The organism is Chryseobacterium rhizoplanae (assembly GCF_900182655.1).
Classification (GTDB): Bacteria; Bacteroidota; Bacteroidia; order Flavobacteriales; family Weeksellaceae; genus Chryseobacterium; species Chryseobacterium rhizoplanae.
This window is the reverse complement of sequence record NZ_FXTC01000005.1, coordinates 92,959-106,641: the sequence shown is the minus strand read 5'-3', so window position 1 is coordinate 106,641 and position 13,683 is coordinate 92,959. Positions and strand designations below refer to the sequence as shown.

General features: G+C 36.7%; 10 protein-coding genes. 5 read left to right on the top strand and 5 right to left on the bottom strand.

Annotation, left to right across the window (positions count from 1 at the left end; genetic code table 11):
* Positions 1 to 47 precede the first annotated feature (47 nt).
* Positions 48 to 1,163 (top strand): acyltransferase family protein, encoded by a 1,116-nt coding sequence (locus FN817_RS13005; protein ID WP_142718319.1) that lies wholly within the window; start codon positions 48 to 50, stop codon positions 1,161 to 1,163.
* 244 nt (positions 1,164 to 1,407) lie between these two features.
* Here the strand turns inward: FN817_RS13005 and FN817_RS13000 are convergent, their stop codons facing one another.
* On the bottom strand, positions 1,408 to 2,445 hold the full coding sequence (locus FN817_RS13000) for a serine hydrolase domain-containing protein (RefSeq protein ID WP_142718318.1): 1,038 nt from the start codon (positions 2,443 to 2,445) through the stop codon (positions 1,408 to 1,410).
* Positions 2,446 to 2,555: 110 nt separating this feature from the next.
* Here FN817_RS13000 and FN817_RS12995 point away from each other — a divergent pair, with 110 nt between their 5' ends.
* Positions 2,556 to 3,068: a hypothetical protein gene (locus FN817_RS12995; protein ID WP_142718317.1), complete on the top strand. Its 513-nt coding sequence runs from the start codon at positions 2,556 to 2,558 to the stop codon at positions 3,066 to 3,068.
* Between the two features lie 356 nt (positions 3,069 to 3,424).
* Here the strand turns inward: FN817_RS12995 and FN817_RS12990 are convergent, their stop codons facing one another.
* Positions 3,425 to 4,888 (bottom strand): RagB/SusD family nutrient uptake outer membrane protein, encoded by a 1,464-nt coding sequence (locus FN817_RS12990; RefSeq protein ID WP_142718316.1) that lies wholly within the window; start codon positions 4,886 to 4,888, stop codon positions 3,425 to 3,427.
* A 10-nt stretch (positions 4,889 to 4,898) separates the two neighbouring features.
* Positions 4,899 to 7,853 carry a SusC/RagA family TonB-linked outer membrane protein gene (locus FN817_RS12985; protein WP_142718315.1) on the bottom strand — a complete coding sequence of 985 codons (2,955 nt, stop codon included), beginning with the start codon at positions 7,851 to 7,853 and terminating at the stop codon, positions 4,899 to 4,901.
* A gap of 747 nt (positions 7,854 to 8,600) precedes the next feature.
* Here FN817_RS12985 and FN817_RS12980 point away from each other — a divergent pair.
* On the top strand, positions 8,601 to 9,512 hold the full coding sequence (locus tag FN817_RS12980; protein ID WP_142718314.1) for an SDR family oxidoreductase: 912 nt from the start codon (positions 8,601 to 8,603) through the stop codon (positions 9,510 to 9,512).
* 644 nt (positions 9,513 to 10,156) lie between these two features.
* Positions 10,157 to 11,077 (top strand): AraC family transcriptional regulator, encoded by a 921-nt coding sequence (locus tag FN817_RS12975; RefSeq protein ID WP_142718313.1) that lies wholly within the window; start codon positions 10,157 to 10,159, stop codon positions 11,075 to 11,077.
* A gap of 33 nt (positions 11,078 to 11,110) precedes the next feature.
* Here FN817_RS12975 and FN817_RS12970 read toward each other — a convergent pair whose 3' ends face one another.
* Positions 11,111 to 12,115, bottom strand: a complete 1,005-nt coding sequence (locus FN817_RS12970; protein WP_142718312.1) for a GlxA family transcriptional regulator — start codon at positions 12,113 to 12,115, stop codon at positions 11,111 to 11,113.
* A 191-nt stretch (positions 12,116 to 12,306) separates the two neighbouring features.
* On the opposite strand from FN817_RS12970, the gene FN817_RS12965 reads away from it, so the two are divergent.
* Positions 12,307 to 13,251: an SRPBCC family protein gene (locus FN817_RS12965; protein WP_228451550.1), complete on the top strand. Its 945-nt coding sequence runs from the start codon at positions 12,307 to 12,309 to the stop codon at positions 13,249 to 13,251.
* 292 nt (positions 13,252 to 13,543) lie between these two features.
* Here FN817_RS12965 and FN817_RS23475 read toward each other — a convergent pair whose 3' ends face one another.
* Positions 13,544 to 13,669, bottom strand: a complete 126-nt coding sequence (locus FN817_RS23475) for a hypothetical protein (RefSeq protein WP_262712108.1) — start codon at positions 13,667 to 13,669, stop codon at positions 13,544 to 13,546.
* Positions 13,670 to 13,683: the final 14 nt, after the last annotated feature.

Sequence of the window (13,683 nt, the reverse complement as noted above, 5' to 3'; positions counted from 1 at the left end):
GTGTAAGAAAGCAGGTTGAAATTGGTCAATATTTGTATAAAAAAATAATGACGGAACGTTCTGAAAGGCTTTACGGATTAGATCATCTGAGAGCAGTGGCTATTTTACTCGTGTTACTATATCATTATAGGGCCTTTAAACATCCCGGCTGGATCGACAGTATCGGGAGATTTGGATGGACAGGGGTAGATCTTTTCTTTGTTTTAAGTGGTTTTCTGATCTCGGGCCAGTTGTTCAAAGAAATAGAAGACAAAGGAAGTATCAGTCTGAAAACATTTTATGTAAAACGGTTTTTCAGGATTATTCCGGCTTACTTTTTTACCCTTTTTCTTTATTTTACAATTCCTTTTTTCAGGGAAAGAGAAGTTTTATCCTCTTTATGGAAGTTTGTTACCTTCACTCAAAATTACGAGCTTGATGTCATCAACCGTGGAACATTCTCACACGCATGGTCATTGTGTATCGAGGAACAATTTTATCTCATTCTACCTTTGTTGCTTTTGATCTTAATGCCGACAAAACTGTTCAGATATATGGCTGTTCTGATGATTGCCGTCATTGGATTTTCTATGGCCGCAAGGCTTATGGCGTGGAATGAATTTATTGCAGCTGCAGATCCTTCTTCCACAGATTTCTGGAAATTATGGTATATGAAAATATATTATCCAACTCATACAAGATTAGATGGCCTGGGAATGGGTGTCTTGATCGGATATCTCATGCAGTATTCTTCAATGTTCAGAAGAATAGTCGCGGGTAATGGAAATAAGTTTTTCTTTCTTGGAATAGTACTGCTTGGAGTTTCATTTTGGATAGGTAATGAACAGGCTTCAAAAACGGCTTCTGTATTTGGTTTTACATTGGTAGCGGTAAGCTATGGAATTATTCTGATGGCTGCTATTTCCCAATCGTCTTTCCTCTATCGTTCAAAGTCGTATATTACTGCTCAGCTGGCTGCTCTGTCATATGCTGTCTATCTTTCACACAAAGGGATTATCCATATGGTGCAGGAATTCCTGGAGTATTTTAAATTTGAAACCTCGGACAATATCACTATTTTTATTTGTCTGCTGTCTTGTATTTTTGGGGGCTTGTTTTACCGTTTTGTTATTGAGAAACCTTTCTCGGCCATTAAATCCAGAGTTTTGAAAAAAATTGCTTAGTATTCTAAATTAGTAGAAGAATTCTTTTTTAACGCAAAGTTTTATCTTTTCAATCTGAATATGTAAGGGAGCAAAGCTGGAATCAATTTTATTGATTCTTATTAAGCTAACGATAATCACGCAGCTTCAATGCGACTTTGTCGCTATTTCTTTACTCTCTTTAATGGCTCTGTTTAAATTAATAAAACTTTGCGTTTAAGAATTTATGTCTCGAAGATTATGAATATTTGTAAAGTACTTACAATTATTTGGATGTCATCGCTTTCAACACTGCATTCTTTATCGAAGCCTCTTTAAAACTCCAGTATTCACTTTTTTCCGGCATCTGATTTTCTAAAATGACCAAAGCAGTATCCGTAGAAGGAAAATAAACATTCAGGCATGTGAATCCATCACCAAGACCTGTCACTGCAAAATAATCAAGGCCTGATTCCTTGATAAATCTCACATTATATCCAAATCCCATACTTTCTTTTCCAAAAACATTGTGCTGTGAACTTGTGGAAGGGGTCAGCATCTGCTTTTGAAACTCCGGAGAGAGAAGTTTTCCTTTAAATAATGCTTCATCCCATTTGGCAAGATCCTGTACAGTAGAAATAATGCCTGCAGCAGGAGCTATATTATCATTCAGGAATGATTCTTTTACTTTTTCAAACTGATTGTCTTCGTTCATGTAGCCGGGAACAAGAGCCTGATTGCTCTTAGTATTATATACCAAAGTTTTATTCATTTTCAGTTTTTTGAAAAGAGAAGAGGCAAGTTCTGTGAAATTTTTTCCCGTGGTATTTTTAAGGATTTCTCCCAGGAGCATATAAGATAGATTACCATATTTGAACTGGGAACCGGCTTTGAAAGCTGCTGGCTTATTGATATCTGTAATACCATGAGTATGATTCAGAAGATGATGGATGGTAACGCTATCTGCCCAGCTTTGAGTAAGAGTGGGCAGATACTTTTTGATAGAGGTATGAATATTAAGTTTTCCCTGTTCTGCAGCCTGTAAAATCAAAACAGCGGTAACCTGCTTTGAATTGGACATGATTTCAAACTGGTCGTCTGTTTTCAAAGGGATTTTCTTTTCAAAATCTTTGTAGCCATTGGATTTCAGATATTGAATTTTTCCTTTCTGAGCAATCAATACGACCCCGTTGAAAACGATCGGACTGGATGCTGTTATAATGCTGTCTATTTTTTGCGTATAAATGTCTATTTTCTGAGCTGTTACAGTAGCAGACAATACTGCTGAAAATAGAGCTGTGAAGAATACTTTTGTCGTGGTCATTATGTTTTTTTGTATTGAAAAAGTAAGAAATGGATATGACATTAAAATGTTTCCAAATATATGTATTTACTCTTTTGCTTTTATTTCAAATATTTAATAATTTGGCTTCTATGAAAATAAAAGCTATTAGCCTTCTCATCATTCTTTTCACTATTATTTCCTGTAAAAAAGATAAGGAATATCCGAAATATGTTGAGCTGGAGTCTGGTGGCGGAGAATATTCATTGTATATAAAAAACGGAACCTTTGAATTTTTAAAAACGGAACTTATAAGCTATGACCAGATTTCAACAGCTCCATTTTCGGAAGGGAAATATGAGATATCCGGAGATGAACTTATTTTAAAAAGTGATAAAGGAAAAAAGTATACTTTCAAAATAGGAAATGAAGCAGAACTGATTCCTGAAAAAATGGATTCTTTAAAAGAGCTGAAAGGTTTGTATCCGGTTCAGATTCTTCACGATAATAAAATGCCGAAAGAAATGGGTCGTCTGGATTCTTTGGGAAGAAAAAATGCACTGTGGCTTTATTTCAATGAAAAAGGAAAGGTCATCAACCAGCGGTTGTATAAAAATGGGGAACTGGTGAAAGACAATTACAAGTCTGATATTATTGTAAAATAGATAGATAGATAGATAGATAGATAGATAGATAGATAGATAGATAGATAGATAGATAGATAGATAGATAGATAGATAGATAGATAGATAGAAAATTTGACGCAAAGTTTAATTCTGCTATAATGGTTTTACAAGGAGGCAAAGAGGAAATCAATTGCATTGATTCTTTCTAAGCGTATGTATTATCATTAGCTTCATCAGCGACTTTGTCGCTTTGCTTTGCCTTCTTTAATGATTATTTTAATAATAAAAACATTGCCTTTAAAACATATAACAATTATCAATAAAAAGGCACCATTTACAAGTAAATGATGCCTCGTCACTGAATATATTTGAATGTAAAATTGTTTTAGGTTTATCTATTCATTCTGTTTGATTTGTGGGTTATTATTAATCTCTTTATTGGGAATCTGGAATCTGAATTTATCCGGTGTAAGGTTGAATCTTCCAAAAGTATGATTCGTTCCTGTGTATACTCTTTCCAAAGGGGTGTTTAATCTTTTCATATCAAACCATGCATAGCCCTCACCCCAAAGTTCAATCCTTTTTTGCAGGACTATTTCATTGATCAGCTCATTGCCTGACTTTGTGGAGAGTGTATAAGCCTGATCCCTTTTTGAGGTAATTTGGAACAATACCTGTCTGGCTTCTGCTTCTCTTCCCTGTCTGGCAAGGGCTTCAGCCTGAATATAATACAGAGAGGAAGCTCTGATATAAATATAATCTCCTTCAAAAAGACTAGGATCTTTAAACTTCCAGCTTACATAAGGCGGATAATTTTTCGTTTTACCGTTAAAAGTATAAGCCGAAGCCTGGCTGCCATTGAACACTTTTTTACGGTAATCAGTTTCCGGAATTGCTTCGTAAAGACGTTTGTCTATCAGTTTTCGGATCTGCGCTGCTCCGGCATATCCTTCGTTGGTATTATCAAACATCGAGAAGAATGAAGCATAATAATTTCCGATACTCATAGTAGAAATCGTATTATGAAAACCCCATATCACCTCAGGATTATTGATATTGGAAAATCCGGTGGTGGTATAATCATCTTCTGTCATAAGACCAACACCCTGTTTACTTTCTTCAGCATATTGGGCAGCTTTGATGTAATCTCCCGTCTCCAGAAATACTTCGGCGGCAATTGCCTTGGCGGTTCTTCTATCGATCTGTGCTCTGGACGGACGGGCATAAGTATCTAAAAGTATAATAGATTCCTCAATGTCATTTTTGATTTGTCCATACACCTCAGCAACAGTTGATCTTGGAAGTCCCTGGCTTGGATTTTTTGCGGTAAGGACCAATGGAAGTCCCGGTTCAGACTGATGGCCGTTATAATCATTGGCATAAAAACGGACTAAATAAAAATAAGAGTACGCTCTTAAAGCTAATAACTGTCCTGCAATCGCCCTGTTTTTTGCATTTGCATTTTTATCCAGATCATCAAGAAGCTTATTGATCACAAATATTCTTGCATAAAAAGTGGTCCATACAATCTCAGAAGCAATATTGCTGGCATTGGTAGCTTCATAATTGTAAAACATTCCCAAATGCTGGTTCGTAGACTGAATGACATCATTTGACATCAGATCAGCACCTGCTTTGATTCCCATGATTCCAAAATCTGAGTGAACGGTAGTACCGCCGGCACCATTGCTCCGAAGATCAAGATAGATTCCTCCAAGGATTTTTTCCGGACTGGAAGAGTCGTTATTCAGCTGTTCACCGGAAATATCACCTTCCGGTAGTGTATTAAGATCACTGGCACAGCTGTTCGTAATAAGACTAATCGTTACAGCTGTTATAAAGTATTTTATTTTTTTCATTCCTGTTCTTTTAAAAATTAAGTTTGAAACCTAAAGAGACACTTGACAGCAGAGAATATCGGTAGGCATCAGAAACTCCTGTCAGGGAAGCTCTTGGATCATATCCTTTTCTCTTAGACCACAGATACAGATTGTTACCTGTAACATAGATTTTCAGACCTGATAAGCCTGCCTGCTGTGCAAAACCATCAGGAAGCTGATAGGAGAGCGTTACATCCTGAAGACTGATATAATCCGATTTAATCAGATAAAGTGTTGAATTTCCGTTCTGGTTGGTAGCATTAAGATCCACTCTTGGTAATTCAGCAGTTGTATTTTCAGGAGTCCATGTTTTATCCAGATCCGTTGAATAGTTAGACCCATAGCTGTCAGAATGGAATAAACTTCTGTAAATATCATCATATCCATATCCTCCGAACTGGTACGCAAAATTCACTGCCAGATTGAATCTCTTATAGCTAAAATCTGTTCCGAATCCACCATACACCTTGGGAATCGCTGATTTGCCGGTGTTATAATCCGTAGCATCCTTATAACTGTTGGTGACGGTTCTTTCCTCTTTCTGAGTGACAGGATTGATGACAGTGCGATACCATAAAGCATCCCCGTTTTCAGGATTTACTCCGGCAAACTCTTTCAGGAAATACGTATAGCGGTCTCCACCTTCTGTAAGGATAAACAACCCGGAAACCAGACCCGTATTCCTTTGCTCAGCCGGTAATTTTGTAATCTTATTCTTATAATGAGTGGCATTGGCATAAAAGCTCCACTGGAATTCATCACCACGGAGAATATCCACGCTTAGATTAGCCTGAACTCCTCTGTTGGTCATATCCCCGATATTTCCATATTTCACATAAGAGCCTGCATTGGACGGAGGAAGAGGCAGCGTATAGATCATATCCGATACTTTCCTTTCAAAATAATCAGCATTCAGGGTTATTCTGTTTTTCAAAAATGAGAGTTCAAAACCGGCATTCAGGTTTTTGGAAGTTTCCCATTTTAAGTCCTTATTTCCTTGTTTTTTAAGTGAAAGAACCGGTTTGTCATCCCCGAAATTATTAATTCCGTAGATATCCTGGTAAGCATAATAATCTCTGTTGGAACCTCCTAAAAGAATGTTATCATTTCCCTGCTGGCCATAAGAAGCTTTTAATTTTAAAGAATTGATCACACTGTTGTCCTTAAGGAAATCTTCCTTAGCAATATTCCAGGCCAGTCCCAATCCATAGAAATTTCCCCATCTGCTTTCCGGAGAAAAGACAGAAGAACCATCCCTACGGATATTGGCATTGAAGAAATACTTCCCGTCATAATTATATAGTAACCTTGTGAAATATCCTTCTACAGCATATTCATAGCCGCTTCCTGATAAATCTGTAATTTTCACAGCATTGTCAAAAGACTGGGAGTCGGGTAATAAAAGCTGCTGTTTTGATCCTGAAAAACCATCATCTTTTATTTTATTCAGCTCATGTCCTACAAGAAGATTAAAACTGTGATTTCCCAGTTTTTTCTGATAAGTAAGCAATTGCTGATGGTTCAGGGTATATTTAAAATTAGAACCCTGCGAAATAGTTCCCCCTACAGAAGATGAAGTTCCACCTTCCGTATTTCCGAACTGAAGATTTCTTGTATTTTCAAGATAAGCACCGAAGTTATAGGTGAAATCCAGTCCTTTGATAATTTCATAATTTAAACCAAGGTTAAGATTGGTGATATTACTTACGATCTGAGATTTATCTTTCTGAAGGTTGCCTACTGGGTTTTCAAAAACGGCATAAGATCTTGTGGCTCCGTTGGGTCCCTGTCCGTCTCCATAGTCATATAGAGCATTTCCATTGCTGTCATACAGCCTCTGGTAATTGTTGTCCCTGAGGAAAACAGGATAGAATGGAGCAATATTTCTGGCAAACTGGAAAGGGTTGGAAAAGCCTCCTGTCTCCCCAAAATCCTGCTTGCTGTAGGTATAAGATAAAGCACTGGTCAACTTCAGCTTTGATGTGATGGAATAATCCACATTCGACCTGATTCCGAATCTTTCAAAACCGGAAGATATTAAATACCCTTTATCATCCAGATAATTAAGGGAAGTATAAGATTTTACCTGATCCCCATTGGCATTGATTCCCACTGTGGCTTCTCTTCTCAGGGCCGGTCTGAAAAGCAGTTTTTTCCAGTTGTCCTGATACAGCAGTTTCGCATCAGGATTGAAAGATCCATCCTTTGAAATCAATTGGTTAAAAGGAACGCTATAAGCATCATATCCCAGTTTCGTCAACGCTGCAAGCCCCACATCATGTGGAGAAGGTCCTGAGGGAACGGCTCCGGGTTGTTTCAGTCTTGCAATTTCACCAATTCTGGCTCTGTTATAATAAGCTGTATAATAATCCTGTGGGGAAGTATAAACCGAATAATCCTCGATAGATCTGAAATTCACACCGGTTCTTACATCGGCTTCAATACTTACTCCTTTACTCTTTCCTCTTTTTGTATTCACAATAATCACTCCATTGGCCCCTCTGGAACCATATAGAGCATTGGAAGAAGCATCTTCAAGAAAAGAAATACTTTCAATATCCGATGCGGCAATACTGTTCAGGTTTCCGCTGTACGGAATACCATCCAGTACAATCAGTGGATCACTGGAAGCATTGATAGAACCTATTCCTCTCATTCTGATGGTTGGCTGAGAACCCGGCTGGCCGGAAGAGATCACCTGTACACCGGCTACTTTTCCTCCGATTCCCTGAAGAATATTTCCATTCTGAAGATTAGACAGGTCTTTTGCCTTCAACGACTGTACAGATCCTGTAATTTCCTCTTTTTTCTGCTTCCCGAAGGCTACCACCACCACTTCCTTTATCGAAGTTTCTTTGGAAAGGCTGTCTTTAGTTTGGGCATAGCCATATTCCGCGAATAGGAGTAAAGCTAATACACCAAGTTTACATTGTTTCTTTTTCATTATATTAATCTAGGTTTAAAACTGAACTGTGTATTACTGCTGATCTTCTGTTATAAAATGTAGCTTTCCGCCTCCTTTTTCAGGGAGGATTTCAATAACGAAAAGATTAAAATTTACAGGAGATGTACCCGGATGAAAGAAGCCTTGAATTTTTTGGCTTTAATTCCTACAGTAATGAATGTATCTTTTGGAAAGTTATGACATCATCATTGTGCACATCATATCAAAGCACATATCTTGAGAAATACTGTTGTGCCGTGAAAAAACAGACATTCCACAACACATATATTGTGCAGGAGCTGTCGGCATAGTGGTGCATAAGTAAGAATCAAAGTAGTTCTTATTCATGAGAATAAAGTTTATGTTTTTTTTAACTGGGTCAAAATTATTTAATAATTGCTGAACACCGGTAAAAGGTGCGTATGAGATAAATCATATTAACCTACTAAATTAGTAGACTAATAAGAAAATACATAATATCTATTTGATATTTAATGATTTAATTAATTGTTCGAAATGTTAAAAAATGATAAAAAAATAATATTTTGAGCTATGAATTAAAGTTAATACATTAAGTCTATTGTTTTTGTAGACTTTTTATGTATTTTATAACACATGCTCTACCTGATCCGGAAGATTGACGGGAAAATTTTTGTACAGGATTAGTTTTGGCTAAGGAGAAGATAGATCCGGTGAAATCTTCTTTACATGCATTTCGGAATTTTACACCAACAAAAAATTAAAGAAATGAATATTGTTTTAACAGGTTCCATCGGGAACATCGGAAAACCACTTACAAAAGAACTCGTACAAAAAGGACATTCGGTAACAGTGATCAGCAGTAATGAAGAAAGAATAGCTGCTATAGAAGCATTGGGTGCAAAAGCCGCTATAGGCAATATGTTTGATGCAGACTTTCTCACCGAAACATTTAGAAGTGCAGACATTGTGTATTTGATGGAAACAATGGAAGCAGCGGGAGACATGTTTGATAAAAGCATTGATTTTATCGGAAAGATCAGTGAAATTGGTCATCATTACAAAACTGCTGTGGAACGGTCGGGAGTGAAGAAAATTATCCATCTCAGCAGCATTGGTGCCCATACAGATAAAGGGACTGGGATTATTGTCTTTCATCATTATGTAGAACAGATTCTGAAACAATTGCCGGATGATGTTGCGATTAAATTCATTCGTCCTGTTGGTATTTATTTCAATATGTTTTCGTTCATCCCTACGATAAAAAACAAAGGGGCTATTATTTCCAATTGGGGAGGTGATCAGAAAGAGCCTTGGGTTTCTCCATTGGATATTGCAGATGCTGTAGCTGAAGAAATGGATAACCCTTTTATGGGCAGAGAAGTACGCTATGTAGCCAGTGATGAGGTTTCTCCTAATGAAATTGCAAAAGCTCTGGGAGAATCAATCGGTAAAGCAGATCTGGAATGGGAAGTGATTTCAGATCAGGAATTATTGGAAAACTGGCTTCACATCGGTTTCAATGAGCAGGTAGCCAAAGGTTTTGTAGAAACGCAGGCAAGTCAGGAAAGCGGAATTCTGTATGAAGATTACTATCAGCATCAGCCTGTCCTGGGGAAAGTAAAACTGGCAGATTTTGCGAAGGAATTTGCTGTTGCTTACCACAATGAGGAAGTGTGAAATATTGAACCATAAAAGTCACAAAAGATTTAACACTCTTAAGAAGATATTCTTACGCAGAGTAAGTTCACATAAGTTTTTTAAAAATCAAAGATTTTTATAAGTGTACAACATTAAACGCAAACATCTGTGAAAATCTGTGAAATCTGCGGTTAAAATAAACCACAAAAGTCACAAAAGCTTTAAACACTCTTAAGAAGATATTCTTACGCAGAGTAAGTTCACATAAGTTTTTTAAAAATCTTTGATTTTTTATAAGTGTACAACATTAAACGCAAACATCTGTGAACATCTGTGAAATCTGCGGTAAAATAAACCACAAAAGTCACAAAAGCTTTAAACACTTAAGTAAGCTTTAGAGGATATTATTACGCAGAAGAAGAACACATTAGCTTTTAAAAATCTTTGATTTTTTTCTTAAGTGTAGAACATTAAACGCAAACATCTGTGAACATTTGTGAAATCTGCGGTAAAATAAACCACAAAAATCACAAAAGCTTTAAACACTTAAGTAAACTTTAGAGGATGTCATTACGCAAAATAAGTACACATAAGTTTAAAAAAACAAAGATTTTCACAATAATAACCACAACATCTGTGAAAGTCAATGTTTTCGTGGTAAAACAATTTGTAATTTTATAGATATGGAAAGAAGGGTTACCAAAAGAATAAAAACCATTACAGAATTTCACCGTTCAAGAGGATTACCTCCTCCCGAGCATCCGCTCATCAGTGTGATTGATTACAAAGATGTTCAACGGCCTGCTGATATCGGAGAAGTTAACTGGATGCTGGATTTTTACCAGATTTCTTTGAAAACAGGAATGAATGGAAAGCTGAAATATGGTCAGCAGGAATATGATTTTGATGAAGGAACTCTGTTTTTTATTTCCCCGAATCAGGTTTTCAGAATTGAAACAGATTCCGGTCTGAAGGAGAAGCAATCCGGCTGGATGCTGTTGATTCACCCTGATTTTCTGTGGAACACTTCACTGGCAAAAACCGTAAAACAATATGATTTTTTCGACTATTCTGTGAATGAAGCTTTGTTTCTTTCCAAAAAAGAAGAACTTACGATCAATGGAATTATAGAACATATTGAACAGGAATATCATGCGGTGATTGATAAATTCAGCCAGAATATTATCATCTCCCATATTGAAACACTGCTCAGTTATTCCGAAAGATTTTATGAAAGGCAGTTCATTACCAGAAAAATAACCAATCATAGCATCCTGAACCGTTTAGAATCTTTACTGACGGATTATTTTAATGATAATGATCTGGTATCAAAAGGATTACCTACCGTTCAGTTTACAGCCAAAGAACTTGGAATTTCACCCAATTACCTTAGCCGGCTGTTAACCACTCTTACCGGACAAAGTACCCAGCAGTTTATCCATGACAAGCTGATTGAAAAGGCAAAAGAAAAGCTCTCTACGACAGAACTTTCAGTAAGTGAGATTGCTTATGAACTGGGCTTTGAGCATCCGCAGTCCTTTACAAAACTGTTTAAAAATAAAACCCGGCTTTCTCCGCTGGAGTTCAGAGCTTCTTTTCAGTAGGACATAAAAAAGATTCATACAGCATTATTATGATCAATGATGCTGTTTGGCTGTAATACCTGTTTTATTGTATTTATTCCGGTATTCGATAGGAGATAAGCCCGTAATTCTGCGGAATATTTCCCGAAAGGCTTTCACATCAGAATATCCCGTTTCATACATCACTTCATTGATGGTTTTCCGGGAAACTTCCAGCTCTTTTTTGGCAGATTCTATCTTTACCCTTTGTTGATATTCAAGAGGCGTATTGCCGGTTGCTTTTATAAACCTGCGGTCAAAACTTCGCCTGCCGACCGTCAATTTTTTGGATAGCTCTTCCATGGATATTTTCTCAGAGAAATTCTTTTCAATATATTCCTGGGCTTGAATAATCATTTCATCACCATGCGATTTCTGTCCGTTAAAGATGATGAAATCCGATTGTGTTTCCCTGTCGATATCAATTTGAAATATTTTGGAACAGTAAATAGCCGTTTGCCTGTCATAATATTTTTCAACCAGATAAAGAAGAAGGTTTAAGAAAGAGTAGCCTCCGCCGTTCGTATAGATCCCATGCTCATCCGTAATGATTTTTTCTGCCCTTACATTCACTTTCGGAAACAGCTTTTTGAAATTGGCCACCGTATTCCAGTGGATAGAACAGCTTTTTGAATCCAGAAGCCCTGTAGAAGCCAATATATAAGCTCCTGTACACATGCTGGCTACATCCGCTCCATTTTTATACTGGTCTGATATCCAATCGACAAGTGCGGTGTTTTGATCTTCTATTTTTGTGAAGTTAGGGGCAATGGCAGGGATGACAATCAGATCGGTTTTCCGGATGGCTGCAATATTTTTTTGTGGGATTACGGTGAGCAAGCCATTTACAAAATCAGAATGCTCAGAAACTCCTGCCAGTTCGATGGTGAAAACCATATCTTTATTATTGTGGCTGTAATACCTGTTGGCTTCCGTAAAAATATGATAGGTCCCTATAATGCAGGATAATGTATTGGGAGCTGTCTGTGCATCGGGAACTAATATGGTTAAATGTTTCATATCGCAAAATGTAAAGGTGAATAAATTGTGCCGGCTGTAACCTCATCTGTGTCATACAAATATAACAAAATAAGATGTCCGGATCAACCTCTTATAATGTCTATTTTACACCCCTTACAGGTCTTTCTATGTTCTTACCTTTGAATAAGTAAATACAATAATACAATCCGAAAGGATAGTAGAAAATAAAAATGAACACTAAAAACAAATATAAAATTATGAAATCACAGGATTTTACAACAAGTATTACCATTGATGCTTCACCACAGCAGGTATTTGATGCCGTTAACAATGTGCGGGGCTGGTGGTCTGAAAATATTGAAGGGTCTACCTCTGTGCTGAACAGCGAATTTGCCTATCATTATCGTAACGTCCACCGGTGCAGGATAAAAATTACAGAAATGCAGCCCAATACCAGAGTGGTGTGGCATGTTCTGGATAATGATTTTAATTTCATTGAAGATAAAACAGAATGGGTGGATACCCATATTGTATTTGATATTCATGAAAAAGAGGGAAAAACAGAGCTGACATTTACTCATCAGGGGCTGGTTCCTGAAGGTGAATGTTACGAAGTCTGCCATGACGCCTGGACGCATTATATTCAGGACAGCCTGAAATCCCTTATCACCACAGGGCAGGGTAAGGCAACTCCCAAAGAAGATTTTGTGGTACCTGATCATAAGGAAGAACATACAGATACAAAAAGTATTTATCACAAATTACTCATTACTGTCCCAGTAGAAAAAGTATATGAAGCGATCACTACCCGGGAAGGATTAGCCGGATGGTGGACCCCGGATACAGAGGCAAAAGCAGAGGTTGGCAGTATCCTGAGATTTGGTTTTGGTCCTGATTATTTTAAGAATATGGAAGTAATGGATCTGAAGCCTTATAGTCTGGTAAAATGGCGCTGTATCAAGGGATTTGAGGACTGGGTAGGTACTACACTTACTTTTGAGCTGGAGCCGCATAAAAAAGGATGCATTTTATTATTCCACCATGATGGCTGGAAATCATACAATTCAGAATTTGCCTCCTGCAGTTTTGACTGGGCTTTATTCTTCAGAAGCCTGAAATCTCTTTGTGAAACAGGAAAAGGATTTCCCTATCCGGAATTTGATAAAATAAATTAAGATAATGATATATAATGATGTACCAAAATAATTAAACAACTTTCAGTTTTAAAAATTCAGCCTGATATTAATTGTTGACATTTGAAAACTAGGAAAATCTTTTTTATTTTGTATTTACACTGCACAAACAAAATGTATATACAAAATGTTATAACATTTTGTTTCATGTAAAACATTTTGTTATATATTTGCAATATGCAACGTTGCAAATTGCTATATCAATTTGATATATCAATTTATATAAAAATAAAAATACTCCCTGCGTCAACAAGGAGTATCATTAAAAAGGAAATTATTTAATTTCTACATAGAAAACAAATAAACCTCCTTTTGGATGGTAAATAGTTTTACCATTCTTTTTAATTGATCTGGTAAAAACTTTTTTATAAGTTTTTCCATTTTTTTCAAAAGTCTTCATTGAATCGGATTTTT

What these genes read in the sequence shown, in the direction of transcription:
- FN817_RS12990 (WP_142718316.1), bottom strand. Translation starts at nt 4,888, where the DNA reads ATGAAAAAAATAAAATACTTTATAACAGCTGTAACGATTAGTCTTATT.
- FN817_RS12970 (WP_142718312.1), bottom strand. Translation starts at nt 12,115, where the DNA reads ATGAAACATTTAACCATATTAGTTCCCGATGCACAGACAGCTCCCAAT.
- FN817_RS12985 (WP_142718315.1), bottom strand. Translation starts at nt 7,853, where the DNA reads ATGAAAAAGAAACAATGTAAACTTGGTGTATTAGCTTTACTCCTATTC.
- FN817_RS12975 (WP_142718313.1), top strand. Translation starts at nt 10,157, where the DNA reads ATGGAAAGAAGGGTTACCAAAAGAATAAAAACCATTACAGAATTTCAC.
- FN817_RS23475 (WP_262712108.1), bottom strand. Translation starts at nt 13,669, where the DNA reads ATGAAGACTTTTGAAAAAAATGGAAAAACTTATAAAAAAGTTTTTACC.
- FN817_RS13005 (WP_142718319.1), top strand. Translation starts at nt 48, where the DNA reads ATGACGGAACGTTCTGAAAGGCTTTACGGATTAGATCATCTGAGAGCA.
- FN817_RS12980 (WP_142718314.1), top strand. Translation starts at nt 8,601, where the DNA reads ATGAATATTGTTTTAACAGGTTCCATCGGGAACATCGGAAAACCACTT.
- FN817_RS12995 (WP_142718317.1), top strand. Translation starts at nt 2,556, where the DNA reads ATGAAAATAAAAGCTATTAGCCTTCTCATCATTCTTTTCACTATTATT.
- FN817_RS13000 (WP_142718318.1), bottom strand. Translation starts at nt 2,445, where the DNA reads ATGACCACGACAAAAGTATTCTTCACAGCTCTATTTTCAGCAGTATTG.
- FN817_RS12965 (WP_228451550.1), top strand. Translation starts at nt 12,307, where the DNA reads ATGAACACTAAAAACAAATATAAAATTATGAAATCACAGGATTTTACA.